At 65.0% G+C, this 23,515-nt stretch carries 16 protein-coding genes; 10 read left to right on the top strand and 6 right to left on the bottom strand.

The annotated features are described in order from the left end of the window. Positions 1–100: 100 nt before the first annotated feature. The gene (locus tag DW352_RS06210; RefSeq protein WP_245434339.1) at positions 101–2,068 is read right to left on the bottom strand and encodes a TonB-dependent receptor family protein; all 1,968 of its coding nucleotides are present in this window, start codon (positions 2,066–2,068) and stop codon (positions 101–103) included. Between the two features lie 216 nt (positions 2,069–2,284). Beyond that, positions 2,285–2,698 carry a hypothetical protein gene (locus DW352_RS06205; protein ID WP_115689519.1) on the bottom strand — a complete coding sequence of 138 codons (414 nt, stop codon included), beginning with the start codon at positions 2,696–2,698 and terminating at the stop codon, positions 2,285–2,287. A 207-nt stretch (positions 2,699–2,905) separates the two neighbouring features. On the opposite strand from DW352_RS06205, the gene DW352_RS06200 reads away from it, so the two are divergent. The 4 genes from DW352_RS06200 (at position 2,906) to DW352_RS06185 (ending at position 8,200) form a co-directional block, all read left to right on the top strand. After that, entirely contained in the window at positions 2,906–4,456 is a 1,551-nt protein-coding gene (locus DW352_RS06200; RefSeq protein WP_210209937.1) for an asparagine synthetase B family protein, read from the top strand. Positions 4,457–4,622: 166 nt separating this feature from the next. After that, positions 4,623–5,945, top strand: a complete 1,323-nt coding sequence (proS, locus tag DW352_RS06195; protein WP_115689515.1) for a proline--tRNA ligase — start codon at positions 4,623–4,625, stop codon at positions 5,943–5,945. 262 nt (positions 5,946–6,207) lie between these two features. Further along, positions 6,208–7,476, top strand: a complete 1,269-nt coding sequence (locus DW352_RS06190; protein WP_115689513.1) for a lipoprotein-releasing ABC transporter permease subunit — start codon at positions 6,208–6,210, stop codon at positions 7,474–7,476. After that, positions 7,469–8,200 carry an ABC transporter ATP-binding protein gene (locus DW352_RS06185; protein WP_115689511.1) on the top strand — a complete coding sequence of 244 codons (732 nt, stop codon included), beginning with the start codon at positions 7,469–7,471 and terminating at the stop codon, positions 8,198–8,200. Before DW352_RS06190 ends, DW352_RS06185 begins: the two co-directional genes overlap by 8 nt. A 102-nt stretch (positions 8,201–8,302) precedes the next feature. Here DW352_RS06185 and DW352_RS06180 read toward each other — a convergent pair whose 3' ends face one another. Both DW352_RS06180 and DW352_RS06175 read right to left on the bottom strand, forming a co-directional pair. Beyond that, positions 8,303–8,644: a hypothetical protein gene (locus DW352_RS06180; RefSeq protein WP_162826814.1), complete on the bottom strand. Its 342-nt coding sequence runs from the start codon at positions 8,642–8,644 to the stop codon at positions 8,303–8,305. Between the two features lie 206 nt (positions 8,645–8,850). After that, a complete protein-coding gene (locus DW352_RS06175; protein WP_115689507.1) occupies positions 8,851–9,321 on the bottom strand; it encodes an HXXEE domain-containing protein in 471 nt (156 codons plus the stop codon). Between the two features lie 567 nt (positions 9,322–9,888). On the opposite strand from DW352_RS06175, the gene dnaE reads away from it, so the two are divergent. Both dnaE and nhaA read left to right on the top strand, forming a co-directional pair. Beyond that, a complete protein-coding gene (dnaE, locus tag DW352_RS06170) occupies positions 9,889–13,323 on the top strand; it encodes a DNA polymerase III subunit alpha (protein ID WP_115689505.1) in 3,435 nt (1,144 codons plus the stop codon). Positions 13,324–13,434: 111 nt separating this feature from the next. Further along, positions 13,435–15,306: a Na+/H+ antiporter NhaA gene (nhaA, locus tag DW352_RS06165; protein WP_115689503.1), complete on the top strand. Its 1,872-nt coding sequence runs from the start codon at positions 13,435–13,437 to the stop codon at positions 15,304–15,306. Between the two features lie 34 nt (positions 15,307–15,340). On the opposite strand, the gene xth is transcribed toward nhaA, so the two are convergent. Next, positions 15,341–16,132 (bottom strand): exodeoxyribonuclease III, encoded by a 792-nt coding sequence (xth, locus tag DW352_RS06160; RefSeq protein WP_115689501.1) that lies wholly within the window; start codon positions 16,130–16,132, stop codon positions 15,341–15,343. Positions 16,133–16,327: 195 nt separating this feature from the next. Here xth and DW352_RS06155 point away from each other — a divergent pair, with 195 nt between their 5' ends. The 3 genes from DW352_RS06155 (at position 16,328) to DW352_RS06145 (ending at position 21,633) form a co-directional block, all read left to right on the top strand. After that, positions 16,328–17,464: an efflux RND transporter periplasmic adaptor subunit gene (locus DW352_RS06155; protein ID WP_115689499.1), complete on the top strand. Its 1,137-nt coding sequence runs from the start codon at positions 16,328–16,330 to the stop codon at positions 17,462–17,464. Positions 17,465–17,467: 3 nt separating this feature from the next. Next, the gene (locus DW352_RS06150) at positions 17,468–20,590 is read left to right on the top strand and encodes an efflux RND transporter permease subunit (RefSeq protein ID WP_115689497.1); all 3,123 of its coding nucleotides are present in this window, start codon (positions 17,468–17,470) and stop codon (positions 20,588–20,590) included. An 80-nt stretch (positions 20,591–20,670) separates the two neighbouring features. Further along, complete coding sequence (locus DW352_RS06145) at positions 20,671–21,633, top strand: Bug family tripartite tricarboxylate transporter substrate binding protein (RefSeq protein WP_115689495.1); 963 nt, start codon at positions 20,671–20,673, stop codon at positions 21,631–21,633. Between the two features lie 78 nt (positions 21,634–21,711). Here the strand turns inward: DW352_RS06145 and erpA are convergent, their stop codons facing one another. Next, complete coding sequence (gene erpA / locus DW352_RS06140) at positions 21,712–22,065, bottom strand: iron-sulfur cluster insertion protein ErpA (RefSeq protein WP_245434338.1); 354 nt, start codon at positions 22,063–22,065, stop codon at positions 21,712–21,714. Positions 22,066–22,247: 182 nt separating this feature from the next. Here erpA and DW352_RS06135 point away from each other — a divergent pair, with 182 nt between their 5' ends. Further along, a complete protein-coding gene (locus DW352_RS06135; RefSeq protein ID WP_115689493.1) occupies positions 22,248–23,456 on the top strand; it encodes a deoxyguanosinetriphosphate triphosphohydrolase in 1,209 nt (402 codons plus the stop codon). Positions 23,457–23,515: the final 59 nt, after the last annotated feature.

Genomic DNA, 23,515 nt, shown 5'->3' with positions numbered 1-23,515 from the left:
CCGTGTTGCCACTGGTCTTGGAAAGTCCGCCGCGAAGACCGCGGCGGCCGAGACGTTAGTTGAAAGACCCTATGCTGACTAGCACCGCCCGACGAAGCTCTCACATTTTATACCGCAGGCCGGCATACACCGCACGCCCGGTCCCCGGATTGAAGATCTCCGATGCGGCATTGGCGCTCCCGGCCACGGCGACGCTCGATATATAGCGCGTATCGAACAGATTGCGCGCTTCGAGATAACCGGACCAGCCTTTGCCGCTGTCGTAGCCGATCTTGAAGTTCAGGACCGCGTACGGATCGACCGTCAAGGAGTTGGTGTTATCGGCGTAGTAGCCTTGCGGCACCCACTCGACATTCGGTCCGACATAGAAGCCGCTCGGTTGCTTGTAGAGCACCTCCGCACGGATGTAATGCGAGGGCACTCCCGGAAGCCGGTTGTTGCCGTAGCGAGCATCTCCATCGAAGAAGAAATCGCTGTAGGTGTAAGCGAGGTTGAACCAGAAGCGATCATTCTGGGCGAAGACCGATTTGAGGAACGCAACGCCGCCCCCGAGTTCGATCCCCTGATGCACGGTCCGGTCGGCGTTGACGATCGTACAAGGTGCCCACGGTGCCGTTGTCAAACACTGCAGTTCGTTCTTGACGTCGGACCGGTAGAGAGAGATGTCCCACGTGATATCCGGCCGGCGGCCGCGCGTGCCGATCTCGTATGTGGTCGCCGTCTGGGCGCTGAGGTCGGAGCTGGACGCGCCCGCGAACGTGTTCGCGTCGAAGGTCGGCACTTCGCCGCTCCGAGATACGTTGCCGAACACCTGCCATGTCGCATCGACGTCCCAGAGCAGGCCAACCTTTGGGCTGAAGATGTTGTAGGTGCGCCGCCCGGATTGGTCGCCGTCCGACAAGAAGCGGTCCTGCTGGTCGCGGACCGCGTAGAGGAACTGCCCGCCGGTGACGAGCGCTACATTCTGCAGGAAGTAAAACGAGTTCTCCGCGTAGGCGGAGACATTCTGCGACTTCCAAAGATAAGACGCCGCCAGCGCGCCTTTCACGGCCCCGCCGGGATTTTGATAGTAGTTTATGTCGATGTCGCCATTGTGCACATTGACGCCGGCGACCAGACGGTTCCGATGACCGCCGATGATGCGGTCATCGGTCGCGCGCGCGAAGCCGCCATAGTCGTACGCCGTAAAGTCGAGCCACTGATAGATCGGATGCATCACGTGGCGGTCGAGGCCGAAAATGCCCAAGTCCACCGTGGTGGAATCGAAGCGCAACGTCGTTTTGTTGGACAGACGCAGCGAGTCGATGTTGCGCTGCTGGTCCTGCTGAACGAACGTGGGATTGGCGGCGCGCGGCGAATTCAGCGCCGTGTCTTTCGTGACCTCGCCCGGCAGCTGGGCGCGCCATCGGTCCGCATTCACATAGAAGCGTGTTTCGGCGCTGGGTGAGAATTGATAGCCGAAGTTGGCGTTCAGCCGTTCGGAATCGGTTCTGCTGTGTTCGCGATATCCGTCTTCGCGTTGTGCCGATCCGGTGAGGAACCAGTCGTAAGGACCGCTCGATCCGCCGGTCGCGGCCTGGCTGCGAACGAAGCCGAACGATCCGGTATCGATCCGGCCGTCGAAGACGGTCGCGTCGCGCCCCGTCGGCATGACGAAATTGATGGCGCCCCCGAGTGCGTTGGCCCCGTAGCGTAGGGCGTTGGCGCCTTTATAGACCTCCGTGTACCGGTAGGCGGTCGGATCGATCTCGAACAGATCGAACAACCCGTCGGCGGTGTTGAGCGGGATGCCGTCCATATAAATGTTGATGCCGCGGTTGCCGTAAGCGCGCGACAGGCCCGAGCCGCGGATCGAGAGTCGGCCATCGGGTCCCCACCGCGGCTGCACCAGGACGCCCGGCACCCAGCCGACGATGTCCTTGATCGTATTCGCCGGGCCGTTCTTGACGGCGGTGTCCGGCACGACCTCGACCCCGCCAGGCGTTTGCTCGATGGCGCGGCGGGCTTCTTCGGTGTTGGGCACGGTTAGAGCGCCGGGTGCGCCGACCACGATCTCAGGAATCTGCACACTGTCTTGCGCGCGGACGGCCGCTGGCAGACCGGTCGCGACGACGGCAGACAAAGCGCACAGCAGTTTCAGGCGGACTGTAGATTGGGAGAATGCGGGGCAGGCGACATCAAACGCACGCGTTGCGCGCGCGCGGCCACGAGGGCTCGGGCGAGACATGGATACGGTCCTTGCAACAACAGAATCGGGAAGGGCGGCCGTGACGGCCGCGGGACTTCACGCCTGTTGCGGCGGACCTCGGGCGAGCTTGGGATCGGACGTGAGGCCGTCACGTTGCGGCAGGCTGACGGGGCTGAGGAGCGCAATGACGCGCTCCGGCAAAAGCCGCCCGAGCAGCACGACATCCGGCTCGGCCGCAGGGCCCGTGGCGCTGCAGAGGTTGCAGTGATCGCAGGCCGAGGTCGGTTTGGACAGCGGCGCACCGGGCGTCGTATCGGCCGCGACGTCCGCCGGGCTGGGGCTGTGGCAGATCACCAGGAACGGGTCGATAGAATCGGCGCTGCCGGCCAAGGCCATTGCTGGCGCGGCAAGCGCCCACAGCATGGTGTGCACGGCGACCGCGAAGATCGCCAGCATCGTCACGCTTGTTTTCAGCCGTTGCCGCAAGCCGCCGCCCCAAAACTCATCCATCGCGGCTCGCTTTAAACAGAAAGGCGGCACGCGTCATCCCTCAGCGTGGTCAGCTTAAGGCAAACTTAACCCGTTAGCCATCATGGTAAATGCATCGTGAACATGCGGATTGGCGGGGTCCCCAGGGGCGTGCGCTTAAGTCCGCCGGGGGAAGTTTCTTCAATGTGCGGATTTGCGGTGGCCGTCGGTTGGCCTGAAGCCGAAAGCGTGGTCAAGCAGCTGATTCAGGGAATCCTTCATCGCGGTGACGTCACCGACCCGGTTCTAAGTCCCAATTCGACCACGGCGATGGGCACGCGCCGGCTGCGCATCGTCGATGCCGCGCATGGCACGCAGCCGCAGATTTCGTTCAACGGGCGTCTGGCGCTGTCCTTCAACGGCGAGATCTATAACCACGTCGCGCTGCGGCAGGAGCTCGAAAGCCTCGGCGTGCCGTTCCGCACCCATTCCGACACCGAAGTGCTCGCCAATGCGCTGCAGGCCTGGGGCCCGCTGGCGCTCGAGCGCCTCAATGGCATGTACGCCTTCGTCGCCGTCGATCTCGCCACCGGCGAGTTCCTCGCCGCGCGCGATCCGTTCGGCGTCAAGCCGCTCTATGTGATTCAGTCCGACACCGGCTTCGTCTTCTGCTCGGAGATGCGGCCGCTGCTCGACACCATCGAGCAGGGCGATGTGATGCTGCTGCCGCCGGGCTATGCGCTGGCGCGCAAAGCCTGCGTGCAGTTCAAATCGCCGGTCTATCCGCGCACCGAGACGCCGGTCGCCAACGATCCGAAGGCGCTCGACCGCATTCTCGCCGAAGCCGTGCACACGCGTCTGCCGCCCGATCTGCCGGTGGCGACCTTGTTCAGCGGCGGCATCGACTCGACCTTGGTCGCGCATTACGCGCGGCAGCTGCGTCCCGAGATGCCGGGCTATTTCATCGGCAGTACCAATGCGCCGGACTTCCGTTATGCGGCCGAATACGCGGCGAAGACGGGATTCGACTTGCGCATCATCCCGTTCGATGCGGAGAGCGACGAGGTCTTCGCGCAGATCGACGAGGCGGTCGCCGCGGCGGAGTCTTTCGAGCCGAACCTTATCCGCGGCGCCGTGTGCTCGTTGAAGGTGTCGGAGCGCATGCAGGCCGACGGCTTCCGCGTGGCGCTGTGCGGGGAGGGCGCCGATGAATTGTTCTGCGGCTATCCGCCGCTCGAAGTCGCCTTCGACGCGCGGGACCCGCAGGCGCGGACGATGCGCGAGGACGTGTTGGGGCTCATGCACCGCGTGAGTCTGCAACGTGTCGACCGCTGCTCGATGCGCTACGGCATCGAAACGCGCGAGCCGTTCCTCGATCCGAACGTGGTCAATTATGCGCTCGGCCTGGACCCGTCAGCGCTGGTGCGCGATCTGCGCGGCCTGGCTACCGGCAAGATGCCGCTGCGCGATCTCTACGACCTCTATCCCGACGCGCTGCCGGCCTCGATCCGCGACCGCACCAAGGTGTTGTTCAGCGAGGGCGCCGGCCTCGACGTCAGTCCGAGCAATTCGCCGTGGAAGCAGCGCTTCGAAGCGGCGATCTCGGACAGCGACTTCCTCGACGGCCGGATCGAATACGCGCCCTTCAACATCCAGACCAAGGAAGAGCTCTATTACCTGCGCAAGCTCGCCCAGGTCATGGATGTGACGCGGGTGCCGCATCTGCGCGGGCGCGCCTGGATTTCGGTATCGATCGCGCATCATGCCGAGCGACTGAAGAAGTACGCCTACGCGCTTTGATCCTCCTCCCGTCGCGCGGATGAGCCAACGGGGCGGCGCTTCGGCCCGGCCCGTTGGCCCCGCCCAGGCGACGCCGAGTGCCCCGCGGCCCGCCCGGCACTTGCCTTTCCCCGGCCGATCCGCTTTGTCTGGCGGGACTTAAAAGCCCTCAAATCCGACGGATACCATGCGCCTTTCCCGCTATTTCCTGCCCATCCTGCGCGAAGCGCCGCGCGAAGCCGAGATCGTCTCGCACCGCCTGATGCTGCGCGCCGGCATGTTGCGCCAGGAGTCGGCCGGTATTTACGCCTTCCTGCCGCTGGGCCTGCGGGTGCTCAACAAGATCTGCGCGATCGTGCGCGAGGAGCAGAATCGCTCCGGCGCCATCGAGCTGTTGATGCCGACGATCCAGTCCGCCGAGCTGTGGCGCGAGAGCGGCCGCTACGAGGCCTATGGCAAGGAAATGCTGCGCATCGAGGACCGGCACGAGCGCGAGATGCTGTTCGGTCCGACCAACGAGGAAATGATCACGGAGATCTTCCGCGCCTATGTGCGCTCCTACAAGGATCTGCCGCTCAACCTCTACCACATCCAGTGGAAATTCCGCGACGAGGTGCGCCCGCGCTTCGGCCTGATGCGCGGCCGCGAATTCCTGATGAAGGACGCGTATTCCTTCGACTTCGATCAGGCGGGCGCCGAGCATTCCTACAACAAGATGTTCGTCGCTTATCTGCGCACCTTCGCGCGCATGGGCCTCAAGGCGATCCCGATGCGTGCCGATACCGGACCGATCGGCGGCAACCTGTCGCACGAGTTCATCATCCTGGCGTCGACCGGCGAGTCCGAGGTGTTCTGCCACAAGGACTACCTCGAGATGGCGGTGCCGCCGGCGGACGTTAATTTCGACGACGTCGACGGGCTGAAGCAGATTTTCGGCCAGTGGACGGCGCAATACGCCGCGACGTCCGACATGCACGAGGCGGCCGAGTTCGCCAAGGTGCCGGCCGACAAGCAGGTGTCGGCGCGCGGCATCGAGGTCGGTCACATCTTCTATTTCGGCACGAAGTATTCCGAGCCGATGAAGGCCGTGGTGGCCGGCCCGGACGGCAAGGAGACGCCGATCCATGGCGGTTCCTACGGCATCGGCCCGAGCCGCCTCGTCGCCGCCATCATCGAGGCGTCGCACGACGACGCCGGCATCATCTGGCCGGAGCCGGTGGCGCCGTTCAAGGTGGCGCTGCTCAACCTCAAGCAGGGCGATGCGGCGACCGACGGCGCCTGCGAGCAGATGTACCAGGAACTGACCGCCAAGGGTGTCGAGGTGCTCTATCACGACCGTGACGAGCGGCCGGGCGCCAAGTTCGCCACCGCCGACCTGATCGGCCTGCCGTGGCAGGTGATGATCGGCCCGCGCGGCCTCGCCGAGGGCAAGGTCGAGGTCAAGAAGCGCGCCGACGGCTCGAAGGAGCTGATGAGCCCCGCTGCGGCGGTGGATTTGCTGACGAAGTAGTTCTTTCCCTGCCCCCGCGAAGCGGTGGGGAGGGTCGGTCTGCAATCGCTGACGATTGCAGACCGGGGTGGGGGGCTTTTGTTTCGAAGACCTCGCGCGCCGTTTGAATTGCCCCCACCCCCAACCCCTCCCCACACTCGCTTCGCTCGTGGGGGAGGCGAGAAGTGAAAAATCCTGTGCGCTGCCAAATACTTTTCCGCGACCGGCGCCCACGAAAGCGCCCGAATCGTGTGAAAACCCGTGATCCGGGACCAAGAACACGATGACCGAACCCAACGGGACGCGGCCCTTTTCCCCGTTCGAATGGATGCTGTCGCTGCGCTACCTCAGGGCGCGGCGCAAGGAAGGATTCATCTCGGTCATTGCCGGGTTCTCCTTCCTCGGCATCATGCTGGGCGTTGCCACGCTCATCATCGTCATGGCGGTGATGAACGGCTTCCGCAAAGAGCTCCTCGACAAGATCCTCGGCCTCAACGGCCATCTCCTGATCCAGCCGCTGGAAAAGCCGCTGACCGACTGGGAGGAGGTCGCCGCCCGCATCAACGGCGTGAAGGGCGTCAAGGTGGCCGCGCCGATCGTCGAAGGCCAGGCGCTGGCGTCCTCGCCGTTCAACGCCGGCGGCGTGCTGGTGCGCGGCATCCGGCTGATGGACCTGGAGAAGCTGTCCTCCGTCATCAACAATATCAAGCAGGGCTCGCTCGGCGGCTTCGACGAGGGGCAGGGCGTCGCCATCGGGCGGCGTCTCGCCGACCAGCTTTCGCTGCGCGCCGGGGATAACATCACGCTCGTCGCGCCGCGCGGCGCGGTGACGCCGATGGGCACGACGCCGCGCATCAAGGTCTACAAGATCGCCGCGGTGTTCGAGATCGGCATGTCGGAATACGACAGCGCCATGGTGTTCATGCCGCTGAAGGAGGCGCAGGCCTATTTCAACCGCGCCGGCGACGTGACCGCCATCGAGGTCTACACCGACAATCCGGACAACGTCGTCGCCTATCGGGAGGCGGTGCAGAAAGCCGCGCAGCGACCGATCTTCATCATCGATTGGCGCCAGCGCAACGCGACCTTCTTCAATGCGCTGCAGGTCGAGCGCAACGTGATGTTCCTGATCCTCACGCTGATCGTGCTGGTGGCGGCGCTCAACATCGTCTCCGGCCTGATCATGCTGGTGAAAGATAAAGGCCAGGACATCGCCATCTTGCGCACGATGGGGGCCTCGCAAGGCTCGATCATGCGTGTGTTCCTCATCACCGGTGCCGCGATCGGTGTGGTCGGCACCCTGGTGGGCTTCCTGCTTGGCCTCCTGATCTGCGCCAATGTCGAGAGCATCCGCCAGTTCCTGTCCTGGCTCACCAGCACCGAAATCTTCGATCCGACGATCTATTTCCTGTCGAAGCTGCCCGCCGATGTCGATGTCGGCGAGACCAGCGCCGTCGTGGTGATGGCGCTGGTCCTGTCGTTCCTCGCCACGCTCTACCCGTCGTGGCGGGCCGCGCGCCTCGATCCGGTGGAGGCGATGCGTTATGAGTGAGACGATCGTGGCGCCGGAGGCGGGAGCCCAGACGTCCGACGAGGAAGTGCCCGTCCTCTTCCTGCACGGTGTCGAACGGCATTATCAGCAGGGCGATGCCACGCTGAACATTCTCAACGGTGCGGAACTGGCGATCTGGGCCGGGCAATCGGTGGCGCTGGTCGCGCCGTCGGGCGCCGGCAAGTCGACGCTGCTGCACATCGCCGGTCTGCTCGAGCATCCGGACCACGGCGAGGTCTATATCGACGGGCGCGCCACGGCGATCCTGCCGGACTCGGAGCGCACCCGCATCCGCCGCAACGAGATCGGCTTCGTTTACCAGTTTCACCGGTTGCTGCCCGAGTTCTCGGCGCTGGAGAACGTGATCATGCCGCAGATGATCCGCGGCCTGTCCAAGAGCGAGGCGGCCAAGCGCGCGACCGAACTGCTCGGCTATCTCGGCCTCAAGAACCGGCTCACCCATCGTCCGGCGGAGTTGTCGGGCGGCGAGCAGCAGCGCGTCGCCATCGCCCGCGCGGTCGCCAATGCACCGCGCATCCTTCTCGCTGACGAGCCGACCGGCAACCTCGACGTTCACACCGCCGAGCACGTGTTCAACGCGCTGCACCAGCTCGTGCGCGCCTCCGGCCTCGCCACCATCATCGCCACCCACAACATGGAGCTCGCCGCCCGCATGGACCGGCGCGTGACGTTGCAGGAGGGCAAAGTGGTGGAGATGGAGTGACCGCCGATCACTCTTTCGGAGTGACGTGTGCGATACGTCTCCGTGCAGACCGGTTGTTGGAAGCTGTTGAAGAGGAGGCCGTCCGAAGACGGCCTCTCAACCTCAGAGCTTCATCAGGAAAAGAATTTCGGTAAAGGCGGGCCGATTGTCGATCGTGAAAGTCTGGCCGCCGGTTGCCGGGTTGTGGCCGCTGCTCCAAGGCGTGTTGCCCCAGTGGTAATCGCTGCCTTTGCGGCCGTCTTCCGCAACGGTGATGCTGTTTTGATCGGTGCCACCCGAATGTCCCACTTGGCCGATCGACGCCGCGCCACGTAGGAACTTGCCGATCAAATTCGGCGTCCCATTAGCACCGTCGCAGATCGCCCAACCGTGAGGAATGGATCCCGACGTGCCGTACCATGCGATAATTGCGCCTTTCGGCATGTCATGATGTTCGTCTGACATTTCTCCCCCCTTTTTGGTTCTTGCGCTCGCCACGTTAGGAGGGAAGTGCAGGGTTGATAAGTATATTTTGTGCAACTTTTGCGTATGTCCGTCCGCGCTTCCGCCCCCGCTCCATCATTCCCATCCACATCATGGCGCTCGCCGCCCGCATGGAGCGGCGCGTGACCTTGCGGGAAGGCAAAGTGGTGGAGATGGAGTGACCGCCGTCAGCCCTGGCGGAAATAGGGACGATTCTTCAGCTTCAGCATGACGACCGGGTAGGCCATCAGCAGCGCCCCGGCGGCGAAAGCCGCGATGGCGACGCCGAGGCTCAGGCGCCCCTCGTTGTGCGCCTGCCAGAACATGGCGATGCCGAGCGGGTAGAAGAACAGGATCGCGGTCGACAGGCCCGGCGAGTAGCGTCCCTTCGTGCGCGCGAACGGCAACACGTGGAAGAAGGTGGCGTTGATCAGCATCAGCGCTGCGTAAGTGAGCGGGCCGAGCGCAAAGCGCGGCGCCAATTCGGCCTGCGCGAAGCCGAGCACCACGACGACGGCATTGGTGACGTAGAAGTCGGTCCATTCGACCGGCAGGCCGATCACCGCGCGCGCCCAGTTGCGCCAGTCGAGGACGAATTCCTCGAGGATATGCGCGGCGTAAGCGGCAAGCGCGAGCCAGGCGAGGTCGGGGAGGGACATGGCCCCAACCTAATGCGATTCGCGCGGGACCGTGGCGACCCGCGCTTCCGCCGGTCGTCGCAACACACCGGCGAGGTGGAAAGTGCGGGATTTCTCCGAGGATAGCGGGTGCTAGCTCTCGCCGTTAACGGCTGATTCACCCTTTGGGCGGCGACGCTTGACTCAAGAACAGAAGAAGAACTATGTTCTCTGTACGTTCTTAGTGGAGGCCGTCATGATCAAAGCCGTGATCCAGGAAGCTGCTGCCCTCGCGTCCCTCTCGCTGTTCGTTGGCATGATCGCCATCTGGTCGCACGTCCTGGGGGCGCTGTAGCGCTCGTTCCGTAGCGTCGCGTTGCGTTGTTGCCAGTGGTGTAACCCGCGTTGGTCATGACCGGACCTGAGGGCGCGTCCCCGAGCGCCCGAGGCCGGCATGACGGGAACTGTCCGGGCCGTTCATCCTTCGAGGCTCGCCCGTCGGGCCCGCACCTCAGGATGACGGGGATAGATTGGGGGTCGGGTGGACTTACGAGACCTCGATCCCCACTGTGGGTGTCCAAGAGGAATCACCCCAAGTTACAGGCAGATATGGCCGACCTGAACTTCGTGCACCTGCACGTGCACTCGTCCTATTCGCTGCTCGAAGGCGCGCTGCCGGTCGGCAAGCTGGCGGAACTCGCCAAAGCCGACAAGCAGCCGGCGCTGGCGCTCACCGACACCGACAACATGTTCGGCGGGCTGGAGTTCTCCGAGAAGCTCACGGGCTATGGCATCCAGCCGATCGTCGGCTGCGCGCTGGCCATCGATTTCGGCGATGTCGAGCATGGCGGCCGCGGCGGGCCGGTCACGCCCGAGCGTTCGCGCATCGTGCTGCTCGCCGCGCGCGAGGAGGGCTACCGCAGCCTGATGCGGCTCAATTCGCGCGCGTTCCTCGAGTCGCCGCCGAACGAGCCGCCGCGCATCAAGCTCGACTGGCTGCAGGGTGAATCGGCGGGGCTCATCGCCTTGACCGGGGGACCGGGCGGTCCGCTCGACTACGCGATCGCGGCCGGACAGGGCCATCTCGCCGGCACACGGCTCGAGTCGCTGATGGCGCTGTTTGGCGACCGGCTCTATGTCGAGCTGCAACGCCATGGCATGGCCAACGAACGGCGGGCCGAGCCGGTGCTGCTCGATCTGGCCTACAGTAAAGGCCTGCCGCTTGTTGCGACCAACGAGCCGTATTTCGCGACGGTCGCCGACTACGAGGCGCATGACGGCCTGATCTGCATCGCCGAGGGCAAGCTGATCGCCGAGTCCGAGCGGCGCCAGCTCACGCCGGAGCACCGCTTCAAGACCCGCGCGGAGATGACGGCGTTGTTCGCCGATCTGCCGGAGGCTTTGGCGTCGACGATCGAGATCGCCGAGCGCTGCGCTTTCCGCCCGCGCACACACAAGCCGATCCTGCCGCGCTTCTCGCCAGACGAGGACGAGGCCGCGGTGCTGCGCAAAGAGGCCGAGGAAGGGCTCGCGCATCGCATCGCGACCGCCGGTCTTGCCGAAGGCGTGAGCGAAGAGGACTACCGCAAGCGCCTCGACTTCGAACTCAACGTCATCGAGCGCATGAAGTATCCCGGCTACTTCCTGATCGTGTCGGACTTCATCAAATGGGCGAAGGCGCACGGCATTCCGGTCGGGCCGGGCCGCGGCTCCGGCGCAGGTTCGCTGGTCGCTTATGCGCTGACCATCACCGACCTCGATCCGCTGCGGTTCAACCTGCTGTTCGAGCGCTTCCTCAATCCGGAACGCGTGTCGATGCCGGACTTCGACATCGACTTCTGCCAGGACCGCCGCGACGAGGTGATCCGCTACGTGCAGGAGCGCTACGGCCGCGATCAGGTGGCGCAGATCATCACCTTCGGTACCTTGCAGGCGCGCGGCGTGCTGCGCGACGTCGGCCGCGTGTTGCAGATGCCGTACGGCCAGGTCGACAAGCTCTGCAAACTGGTACCGCAGAACCCGGCCAATCCGATCAGCCTCGCCAAGGCCATCGAAGACGAGCCGAAGCTGCAGGCGGAGGCCGAGGCCGAGCCGGTGGTCAAGCGCGCCTTCGACATCGCCAAGAAGCTCGAAGGGCTGAACCGCCACGCCTCGACGCACGCCGCCGGCATCGTCATCGGCGACCGGCCGCTGTCCGAACTCGTGCCGCTCTACCGCGACCCGAAGTCGGACATGCCGGTCACCCAGTTCAACATGAAGTGGGTGGAGCAGGCAGGCCTTGTGAAGTTCGACTTCCTCGGCCTCAAGACCCTGACGGTGCTGCAGACGGCGGTGGCGCTGATCAAGCGGCGCGGCATCGACATCGATCTCGGCCATATCCCGCTCGACGACAAAGCGAGCTACGAGATGCTGGCGCGGGCCGAAACGGTCGGTGTGTTCCAGCTGGAAAGCGCCGGCATGCGCCGCGCGCTGCTCGACATGAAGCCGGACCGGTTCACCGACATCATCGCGCTGGTCGCGCTCTATCGACCGGGTCCGATGGCCAACATCCCGACCTATTGCGCGCGCAAGCACGGGCTGGAAGAGCCGGACTACATCCACCCGAAGCTGGAGCCGGTGCTGAAGGAAACCTTCGGCGTCATCGTCTACCAGGAACAGGTGATGCAGGCCGCGCAGTTGCTGGCCGGCTACTCGCTCGGCGAAGCCGACTTGCTGCGCCGCGCCATGGGCAAGAAGATCCGCAAGGAGATGGAGGCGCAGCGCGCCCGTTTCGTGTCCGGCTGCACCGAGCGCGGCATCGACAAGGCGCAAGCCGACGCCATCTTCGACCTGCTCGAGCGCTTCGCCGAATACGGCTTCAACAAGAGCCACGCCGCCGCTTACGCGCTGGTCGCCTATCAGACGGCGTATCTGAAGGCGAATTTTCCGGTGGAGTTTTTGGCGGCGACCATGACGCTCGATACCGGCAACACCGACAAGCTGTCGGAATTCCGCGCCGAGGCCGAGCGTCTCGGCATCAAGATCGATCCGCCGTCGGTCAACCGCTCGCATGTCGCCTTCGAGGTCGATGGCAACACGATCATCTACGCGCTCGCCGCGCTCAAGGGCGTCGGCAAGCAGGCGGTCGAGACCATCATCGAGGCGCGCAGCGCGAAGCCTTTTGCCGACCTTGCCGATTTTGCCGAGCGCATCAATCCGCGCGCGGTCAATAAGCGCGTGCTGGAGAGCTTGGCCGCCGCCGGCGCCTTCGACGACTTCGAGCGCAACCGCGCGCGTGTCTTCGCCGGCATGGATGTCGTGCTGGGGCGCGCGCAGCGTGCGCATGAGGGCGCGTCGATCGGCCAGAGCGAATTGTTCGGCGGCGGTGGCCAGCGCGAACCGATCGCGCTGCCGAATGTCGATCCGTGGCTGCCGGCGGAACGCCTGCGCCGCGAATACGAGGCCATCGGCTTCTTCCTGTCCGGCCATCCGCTCGACGATTATGCCGGCGTGCTCAAGAAAATGCGGGTGCAGCCCTGGGCCGAGTTCGCCCGCGCGGTGAAGAATGGCGCCACGGCCGGCAAGGTCGCGGCCACCGTCGTGTCGCGGCAGGAACGGCGCACCAAGACCGGCAACAAGATGGGCATCTTCGGCCTGTCGGACCCGACCGGCCATTTCGAGGCGATCGTCTTCTCCGAAGGGCTCGCCGAATATCGCGACCTGCTGGAGCCGGGCGCGGCGGTGCTGCTCGTGCTGGCGGCGGAAGTGCAGGGCGACGAGGTGCGCTGCCGTATCCAGACGGCCGAGCCGCTCGACGCGGCCGCGGCCAGCATGCAGAAGGGCCTGCGCGTGTTCTTGCGCGACGGCGCACCCTTGGAGCAGGTCGCGAAACGCCTCGAGCCGGCGCCGGCGCGCGCGAGCGGGGCCGGCGAGGTGAGCATGATCCTGCTGCTGGGTCAGGGCACCGAGGTGGAGGTGAAGCTGCCCGGCGGCTTCAAGGTCACGCCGCAGATCGCCGGCGCGATCAAGGCCGTGCCCGGCGTCGTCACCGTCGAAGCCTTATGAGCGCCATCACGTCTTGCTGATTGGCGGCCGTCAGGCCGCGACGGTATTGTGCCGCGGCATTGCCGTGCCGCCGCGCGGGTGTAATCCATACAATCACAGGAAGGGGGCCGGGTGTCCGCCGAAAGCTCGAATCATTGGCTCAGCCGTCCGGTCGATCCCACCTTCGATCACTCTCTCGGACCCGACAACGCGCCGATCACCCTCGTCGAATACGGCAGTTACGCCTGTCCTCATTGCCGCGCTGCAAACGACCGCATCGCAGAGGCGCGCGACCGGCTCGGCGATCGCCTGCGCTACGTCTTCCGGCACCGGCCCGTCACGGGCAGCGATCTCGCTCGCCGCGCGGCGGAACTCGCGGAGCGGGCCAGCGACAGCGAGCATTTCTGGCGTGTCCACGTCACCTTGATGACGCGGTCGGAGGCGCTGACGGAGGACGATCTCGTCGCGGCAGCCCGCGAACTCGAACTGCCGTTCGACGACGTCGGGGCGGAGGAGATCGCGCAACGCGCGCATGAGCGTGTCGAGGCGGATGTCGTGAGCGCCCGCGCGAGCGGCGTGATTATCACGCCGACCTTCTTCATCAATGGCCGGCGCTACGACGGCCCCTGGGACGAGTCGTCATTCGCCGATGCGATGTTCGGCACGCTCGGGCATCGCGTGCGATCGGCGGCGCTCGATTTCGCCGGCTGGGCGCCGTCGTCGGGCGTGCTGCTGTTGGTGGCGACGCTGCTCGCGGTGGGGCTCACCAATTCGGCGCTGGGGCCCGGCTTCGACGGGCTGTGGAAGGAATATCTCGGCATCACGTTGGGCGATGCCGCGTTTCGCATGTCGCTGCTGCATTGGATCAACGATGCACTGTTGACCATCTTCTTCTTGGTGGTTGGCTTGGAGATCAAGCGCGAATTTACGGTCGGCCATCTTGCGAGCTTACGATCTGCGGCGCTGCCGATCGCCGCGGCCATCGGCGGCATGGTGGTCCCGGCTGCGCTCTACGCGCTGCTGATCCCGGACGGCCCCTGGGCCTATGGCTGGGGCGTGCCGATGGCGACGGACACGGCCTTCGCCATCGCGCTGATCGTCATGCTGGGCCACCGTGTACCGGTCGAGTTGCGCATCTTCCTGACGGCCGCGGCCATCGTCGACGACATCGGATCGATCGGCGTCGTTGCCGTGTTCTACTCAGGCGCGTTGGACCTGAACTATCTAGCTGCCGCGGGCGCTGTGACCGTGGCGTTGGCGTTGCTCAACCGCGCGCGTGTCTACAGCGTCGCGCCTTATGCCTGGCTCGGCATCCTCTTGTGGGCCTTCGTCCATGCCGGCGGGTTGCATGCGACATTGGCCGGTGTCGTGCTGGCGCTGTTCATTCCGACGCGGCCGCCGGCCAACCTGAAGTCGTTGATGATCCAGGCCAACACGATCGTCGCCGCGGAGGCCAAGCATACCGGGGAGGCGTTGCGGCAGGGACCGTCGACGGCGGCGATCCGCGCGCTTGATGCCATTTACAACCGGTTGGAGTCGCCGGCCGATCGACTGCTGCGTCACGCGGGCGCGCGTTCGAGCTACGTGGTGCTGCCGCTGTTCGCACTGGCCAACGCCGGCGTCGCTATCAGGGGTGACGTGTTGCAGGGCCACGAACCGTTGATGCTCGCCATCATCGCCGGCCTAGTGATCGGCAAGCCGCTCGGACTGATTGCGGCCTCGGCGCTGGCTGTGTGGTTGCGCTTGGCCGTCAAGCCGGCGGAGTATTCCTGGCGCCAACTCGCCGGTGCGGGGGCGCTGGCCGGCATCGGCTTCACGATGTCGCTGTTCATCGCCGGCCAGGCGTTTCAGGTCGAGAGCGATTTTGCCGCGGCCAAGATCGCGGTGTTCGCCGCCTCGATACTGTCCGCCGTGGTGGGCGTGGCCATCCTGTGGGCGGCACCGAAGCCGGAGCGTGAAAACGAAAGCGAGGGTGAGGCCGTGCCCGCACCGCTCGCCGGGTAGGGGGCGATTGCCGCTAGCCTAGCCCCGCGGTCGCCTAGCGGCCTTCGATATCGAGGTCGACATAGACCGGCACGTGGTCGGATGGCTTCTCCCAGCCGCGCACGTGCTTGTCGATGCCGGCGTCGACGAGGTGATCGGCCGCCTGTGGCGACATCAACAAATGGTCGATGCGAATGCCGTCGTTCTTCTGGAAGGCGCCGGCCTGGTAATCCCAGAAGGTGAAAAGGCCGTCGGAATCGCTGACCGCCCGCACGGCGTCGGTGAAGCCGAGATTCATCAAGGATCTGAATTTTTCGCGGGTCTTCGGCAGGAAGAGCGCGTCGTTGACCCAGGCCTCCGGCCGCTTGGCATCGGCGGGCGTCGGGATGACGTTGTAGTCGCCGCACAGCAGGAGCGGTTCTTCCAGCTTGAGCCGCTCACGTGCAAAGTTAGTAAGGCGGTCCATCCAATTGATTTTATAGGTATATTTTTCGGTCGTCGGCGGGTTGCCGTTGGGTAGGTAGAGGCTCACCACGCGCAGGACGCCGGTCTTGGTCGATACCAGCGCTTCGAGAAAGCGCGCCTGCACGTCGCCGTCGTCGCCGATCAGGCCGGGAGCGACCTCGTCGAAGGGCAGCTTGGAAAGTAGCGCAACACCGTTGAAGGTCTTCTGGCCGTGGACTGCGACATTGTAGCCCAGCGCCTCCAGGGGCTCGCGCGGAAAGGCATCGTCCACGCACTTGATTTCCTGCAGGCAGACGATGTCTGGCTCCCGCTCTTTGAGCCAAGCCACGAGGTGATCGAGGCGTTGGCGGACTGAGTTGACGTTCCAGGTGGCGATACGCATGCGATTTGACGTCCGGCGGGCGCGAATAGGGGCAGGTGGCGCTGTGTTTACCAGCGCGCGCAGGGATATGCACTCTGCGGCGTTAATATGCTAAGACAACGGCCGGCACGGCTCCTGAACGCGGGGACAGAAGATCGGCCACGGAAAAGGGGAAATCCGGGGCTGGGCTAACAGGGTCCGGAACGAAGATTGCCGATGAACAAAAAGAAGCTGTGGTTGGGGGTCGCGGTGCTCGCTTTGGTGGGCGCCGCCGTAGCGACGCGTGGCATGTGGAAATCTGATGGCGTCACGGCGCGCTCGCCAGGACAGGCGGCGCGTGTGGTGCCTGTGGAGATTGCCAGCGCCGAACGCAAGAAAATGCCGGTGCGGCTCAGCGCCCTCGGTACGGTGACGCCGATCGCGAGCGTCGCCATCAAGGCGCGGCTGGAGACGGAGATCACCGCGGTCCATTTCAGCGACGGCAGCCTTGTGAAGAAAGGCGACCTGTTGTTCACGCTCGATTGCCGGCAGATCGAGGCCGACATGAAGCGTGTCCAAGCGGTGATCGACGGCGCCGCCGCGACGCTGGAGCAGGGGCTGCGCGACGTCGACCGCTATACGGAATTGGCGTCCCGCAACGCGACGCCCATCGTCACGCTCAACAATGCGCAGACCTCGGTCAACGTGTCGCGCGCGACGGCCGAATCGAACCGCGCCCAACTCGAAAATCTCAAGGTCCAGCTCGGCTACTGCACGATCCGCGCGCCGATCACCGGCCGCATCAGCATGGCCAATGTGAAGGTCGGCAACTTCGTCCGTCCGGCCGACACCTCGCCATTGGCGACAATCATCCAAGTCTCGCCGATCTATGTGAGCTTCGCCGTCCCGCAGAAGAATCTGCCGGATATCCGGCAGGCCATCGCCGCCGAGACCGCCACGCTCGAAGCCGTCATCCCGGGCGACACCAGGCGTGCCGGCGGGTCCGTCACCATGATCGAGAACACGGTCGATGCCGCCACCGGCATGGCGATGATCCGCGCCACGATGCCGAACGCCGACGAACTGCTTTGGCCGGGCACCTTGGTGAATACCGAGATGACCATGCGGGTCGAGGACGCCGTGGCGGTGCCGTCGAGCGCGGTGCAGATCAGCCAGACCGGCAACTTCGTATTCGTCGTCAAGGATGGTGCCGCCAAGATCCAGCCGGTCACGGTCGAGCGGCAGGTCGGTTCGGAGTCGGTGGTCAGCAGTGGGCTATCGGGCGGAGAAACTGTGGTGACCGACGGCCAGTTGCTGCTGTCGGACGGAACGCGCGTCAATCCACGTCCGATCAAGTCCGCCGCAGGCACCTGAGCCATGAACCTTTCCGAGCTCTGTATCCGCCGCCCGGTGTTGACGACGCTGATGACGGCGTCGCTGATCGTGTTCGGCATTTTCGGCTATCGGCTTCTGCCGGTGGCGGCGCTGCCGGCCGTCGATTTCCCGACGATCCAGATCACCGCCACGTTGCCGGGTGCGAGCCCCGAGACCATGGCCGCCTCGGTCGCCTCGCCGATCGAGCGTCAGCTCTCGACGATCGCCGGCATTTCCTCGATGTCTTCGTCGTCCGCGCTGGGCACGACGCAGATCACGATCCAGTTCGACCTCGGCCGCAGCATCGATGGCGCGGCGCTCGATGTTCAGACCGCGCTGTCGGTTGCGCAGCGTCGGCTGCCGATCGAAATGACGACGCCGCCGTCTTTCCGAAAGGTCAATCCGGGCGACTTCCCGGTGATCTTCCTCAGCCTGCGCTCGGATACGATCCCGCTGTCGGTGATCAACGACTATGCCGAGACGCTGCTCGCCCCGCAGCTCTCGCAGCTTCCGGGCGTCGCGCAGGTTCTGGTCTACGGCGCGCAGAAGTTCGCCGTCCGCGTCCAGGTCGATCCGGCGGCGGCGGCGGCGCGTAACATCTCGCTCGACGACATTCGCACGGTGGTCGCCAAGGCCAATTCGTCGGCGCCCGTCGGCACGTTGCAGGGCCCGCGCGAGGCGATCACGCTGCTCGCCACCGGCGCGATGAACAAGGCCGAAGCCTATCGCGACGTCACCATCACCTACCGCAACGGCGCGCCGATCAAGCTCAGCGAAGTGGCGAACGTGATCGACAGCGTCGAGAACGACCGGGTCGCGACCTGGTTCAATGACGCGCGTGCCATCGTGCTTGCCGTGCAGCGCCAGCCCGACGCCAACACCGTCGAGGTCGTCGACATGGTGCGCGGCAAGCTGCCGCAGATGCGCGCCCAGGTGCCGCCGTCCATCCGGATGGAGCCGCTGTTCGACCGCTCGCTGTCGGTCCGCGACGCCGTTTACGACGTGCAGGAGACGCTCGGCATCGCGATCGCGCTGGTGATCATGGTGATCTTCCTGTTCCTGCGAAAGGTATCGGCGACCCTTATTCCGGCTCTGGCTGTGCCGGTGTCGCTCGTCGGCACCTTCGCGGCGATGTATGCGTTCGGGTTCTCGATCAACAACATGACGCTGCTCGCCCTGACCTTGTCGGTCGGCTTCGTGGTCGACGACGCCATCGTCATGCTCGAGAACATCGTGCGGCACATCGAAGGCGGCATGCGCCCGTTCGAGGCGGCGCTGAAAGGGTCTCGCGAGATCGGTTTCACCATCGTCTCGATCACTTTCTCGCTGATCGCCGTGTTCATTCCGGTGCTGCTGATGGGCGGCATGGTCGGCCGCGTGTTCCGGGAGTTCGCCGTCACCATCGCCGTGGCCATCGTGGTCTCGGGCTTCGTATCCTTGACCTTGACGCCGATGCTGTGCGCGCGCGTGCTCAAGGGGCATCACGGCGAGGAGAAGCAGAACTTCGTGCTGCGCGGCTTCGAACGCATGTTCGAGGCTTGGCTGAGCGGCTACGAGAAGTCGCTCGATTGGGTGCTGCGCTTCAAGTCGGTGATGCTGGTGGTCACGCTCGCCACCATCGCCGGCACGGTGTACCTCTACATGGCGGTGCCGAAGGGCTTCTTCCCGACCGAGGACACCGGCTACCTCATCGGCATCACCGAAGGTAAGACCGACATCTCCTTTGCCGCCATGTCCGAGCACCAGCGCAAGGTGGCGGATATCGTGCGCGCCGACCCGGCTGTGGCCTATGTGAATTCGACGGTCGGGACGGGCGGCCCCAACACCGTCGGCAACAGCGGCCGCATGTTGGTGGCGCTCAAGCCGCGCAACGAGCGCGACAACCTGCAAACGATCATCGGACGCCTGCGCCGCAATGCCAACGTCGTGGCCGGCATGCAGATCTTCTTCCAGCCGATCCAGAACATCAATCTCGGCGGACGGCTGAACAAGAGCCAGTATCAGTACACGTTGCAATCCAACGACACCGAGGCGCTCTATCGCATCACGCCGCAATTGCGTGACAAGATCGCGCAATTGCCGGGCCTGCTCGACGTCACCACCGACCTCTACGTGAAGAACCCGCAGGTCACGGTCGAGGTCGATCGCGAAAAGGCCGGCGTCTATGGCGTGACCATCGATCAGGTGCGCCAGGAGCTCTACAACGCCTTCGGCTCGCGTCAGGTGGCGACGATCTACACGCCGGCCAACGACTATCAGGTCATCCTCGAAAGTCAGCCCGAGTTCCGGGCCGACGCAAACGATCTCAGCCGCATCTATCTCAAGACCACGAACGGCACGGTCGTGCCCTTGTCGGCGGTGACCCGCTTCGTGCGTTCGGTCGGACCGCTGCAGATCAATCACCAGGGGCAGCAGCCGGCGGTGACGATCTCGTTCAACCTAGCGCCGGGCTATTCGCTCGGCGACGCGGTCAGCGCGATCCAACGGCTGGAACGCGACGAGAACCTGCCGGCCAGCATCGCCACCAGCTTCCAAGGCACCACGCAGGTGTTCCAGGAGGCGCAGAAGGGCCAGTTCGTCCTGGTGCTGGCGGCGATCTTCGCCGCTTACGTCGTGCTCGGCATTCTGTACGAAAGCTTCATCCACCCGATCACCATCATCTCCGGCCTGCCGTCGGCGGGCATCGGCGCGATCCTGACCTTGATGTTGTTCAGGATGGACCTGTCGGTGATCGCGATGATCGGCATCGTCATGCTGGTCGGCATCGTCAAAAAAAACGCGATCATGATGATCGACTTCGCGCTCGAGCGGCGCCGCGTGGGGCTCTCGGCCGAGGCGGCGATCCGCGAAGCCTGTCTGCTGCGCTTCCGGCCGATCATGATGACGACCTTTGCCGCGATCTTCGGCACGCTGCCGATCGCGCTGGGCACCGGCGCCGGCGCCGAGTTGCGCCAGCCGCTCGGCGTTGCCGTTGTCGGCGGCCTCTGCCTGTCGCAGTTGCTGACGCTCTACATCACGCCGGTGATCTACCTCTACCTCGACGGCGTCGACCGGCTGCTCAAGCGCCGGCTCGAGCCGCAGCTCGAAGAGGTGCCGGACGCGCCGACGGCCGTCGCGGCGGAGTAGGCCGCGGGCGGCCGGGCAGGGCGCCGCTTCTGGCACGGTAGTTGCTCTCGTTTCTACCGTTCTGCAACGGAGAAACGGCCATGCGTGGAGCTCGGATTGTTGCCGCTGCGGTTTTGTTGCTGACCGGCGTGCAGGCGCAGGCCGACAACTGGCCGACCAAGCCGATCCGCGTGATTATTCCCTTTGGCGCCGGCAGTGCGACCGACGTCATCCCGCGCATCGTGCTCGACAAGATGTCGGCTCAGCTCGGCCAGCCGATCGTGGTCGAGAACAGGGGCGGCGCCGGCGGCACGCTCGGGACCGCCATGGTCGCCAAGGCGGACCCAGACGGCTACACGCTGTTGGCGACGTCGTCCGCGCATACGATCGCGCCGGCGCTGTATCCCAACCTGAGTTACGACGCCGGCCGTGATTTCACGGCGGTCGGCGTGATGGGCAGCGTGCCGAACGTCCTCATCGTGGCGCCGTCGTTGGGCGTCAAGACGGTGCAGGAGTTCGTCGCCATGGCCAAGAAAAAGCCCGGCGCCGTCAGCTTCGCGTCGCTCGGCGTCGGCTCGGCGGTGCACATGAGCGCCGAGCGATTCCGCCTTAGCGCCGGTTACGAGGCGGTGCATGTGCCGTTCAAGGGCGGCGCCGATGCGCTGACCGAGGTGATGGCCGGCCGCGTCGACTATTACTTCTGTCCGATCGCGACGGCGCTGCCGTTCATTCAGGACGGCAAGCTCCTGGCGCTCGCCGTCAGCAGCCCGACGCGCGCGGCCGCGCTGCCCGATGTGCCGACCACATTGGAGGCGGGCTTTCCGAACAGCGATTACACGTTCTGGATCGGCATGTTCGCGCCGGCCAAGACACCGAAGGATATCGTCGCCAAGCTCAATGCCGAGATCGCCAAAGCAGTGGCGTCGCCCGATGTGAAGGCGAAACTGACGACGCTTGGCGTGTCGACGGATGTGGTAACGCCGGCGCAGTACGATGCGCTCGTGAAGAACGAGTTCGGCACCTACGCGACCTTCGCCAAGACCGCAGGCATGAAGGTCAACTAGGGGCGCGGTTGCGCTGGTCCGCTACGGCCGGCTCGCTGCGATCAAGGCGACCCGCCGCTGGGTGACGCTAGTCTGGCCTCAGAGCGCGAAGCTGGTGCCGCAGCCGCAGGAGGCGGTGGCGTTCGGATTCTTGATCTTGAACGAGGCGCCGATCAGGTCCTCGACGAAGTCGATCTCGGACCCGCTCATGAAGTTCACCGACACCGGGTCGATCAGCACGACGGCGCCATCGCGCGCGATGACGAGGTCGTCGTCGGCCTTGGCGCGATCCATGTCGAACTTGTACTGGAAGCCGGAGCAGCCGCCGCCCTCGACGGAAACGCGCAACATCGTGCCTTCCGGCTCGGCTTTGAGGATTTCGCCGATCCGTTTGGCTGCCCGCTCACTGACGGTCACGCCTTCAGCCGCTGTTTCGCTCATCGCCTGCGTCATGGGCCCGGTCTCCTGGGCTTGCCGTCTTGCAACTCGATACTATTGGCAGAAGCCCTGCTGGATAGTTAAGTGCGCCCCCCGGTAAGGTCAATGCGCGGCCGGCTGATCCCTGACATGGGAATGCCGGGGTTCGGACCAGATCGTGCGCTAATCCGAATCGCTCAGGCGGGCAAAAGGCTGACATGGCAATTTCGACCCCGATCGCACGTGCGCCCTATGCGGCCGATCCCGCCCAGAGTCGCGGACGCCGTTTCAGCGAGCCGCAAAGCGCCTCTCGCAACGATTTCCGGCGGGACTGCGATCGCATCATCCACTCGGCCGCGTTCCGGCGGCTGGCGCATAAGACGCAGGTTTTCGTCTATCACGAGGGCGACCACTACCGGACCCGGCTCACGCACACCCTGGAAGTGGTCCAGATTGCCCGCTCGCTCGCAAGGGCGCTCGGGCTCGACGAGGACCTCGCGGAGTGTCTGGCGCTGGCGCACGACCTCGGCCATTCGCCGTTCGGCCATGCCGGCGAACGGGCGCTCGACGCCTGCGTGAGCGCCTATGGCGGCTTCGACCACAACGCGCAGGCGCTGCGCATCGTGACCGATCTCGAGCGGCGGTATGCGGATTTCGACGGGCTCAATCTGACCTGGGAGACGCTGGAAGGGCTGGTCAAGCACAACGGGCCGCTGTTGACGCACGACGGCAAGCCCACCGCGCGCTACGCCGAACATGGCGTTCCGGCGCCGATCATCGCTTACAGCAACCTTCAGGATCTCGAGCTGTGGTCGTTCGCTTCCGCCGAGGCACAAGTCGCGGCGATCGCCGACGACATCGCCTATGACGCGCACGACATCGACGACGGCCTGCGCGCCGGCCTTTTCGGTCTCGACGACATCGCGACGGTGCCGTTGATCGGCGACATCCGCGCCGAGATCGATGCACGCCATCCCAAGCTCGACGACAGCCGCCGCGTGCACGAAGTGCTGCGCCGGATCATCACGCGCATGATCGAGGATGTGACGACGGAAAGCCGTCATCGCGTGGCGGCGCTGGCACCCCGCATGAGTGCGGACGTGCGCCGTGCGCCGCACGCCATTATCGCTTTCTCCGAGGCCATGACGACGGCCGACAAGAACATCAAAGGCTTTCTCTATCCGCGCATGTACCGCCACAAATGGGTCATGCAGGTGATGGGCGATGCCGAGCGCGTGGTGCGCGAGCTGTTTGGTCACTACGGTGCGAACCCCGCCGATCTGCCGGCGGAATGGGGCGAGGGCCTGGAGCGCATGGGCGAAAGCGGCCGCGCGCGCCGCATCGCCGACTATATCGCCGGCATGACCGACCGCTATGCGTTGGTCGAGCACGCCCGTTACTTCAAGGACACACCGGAACTTCGTTAGCGCGATCGGGTTCCCCTTGCGATCAAGCGAATTTGACATCGCGTTGATCGCCGGGCGGC

Origin of the sequence: Pseudolabrys taiwanensis (genome assembly GCF_003367395.1) — a bacterium.
Taxonomy (GTDB): Bacteria; Pseudomonadota; Alphaproteobacteria; order Rhizobiales; family Xanthobacteraceae; genus Pseudolabrys; species Pseudolabrys taiwanensis.
Note: the sequence above shows the minus strand (reverse complement) of the source record. Positions and strands in the feature narration are given on the sequence as shown.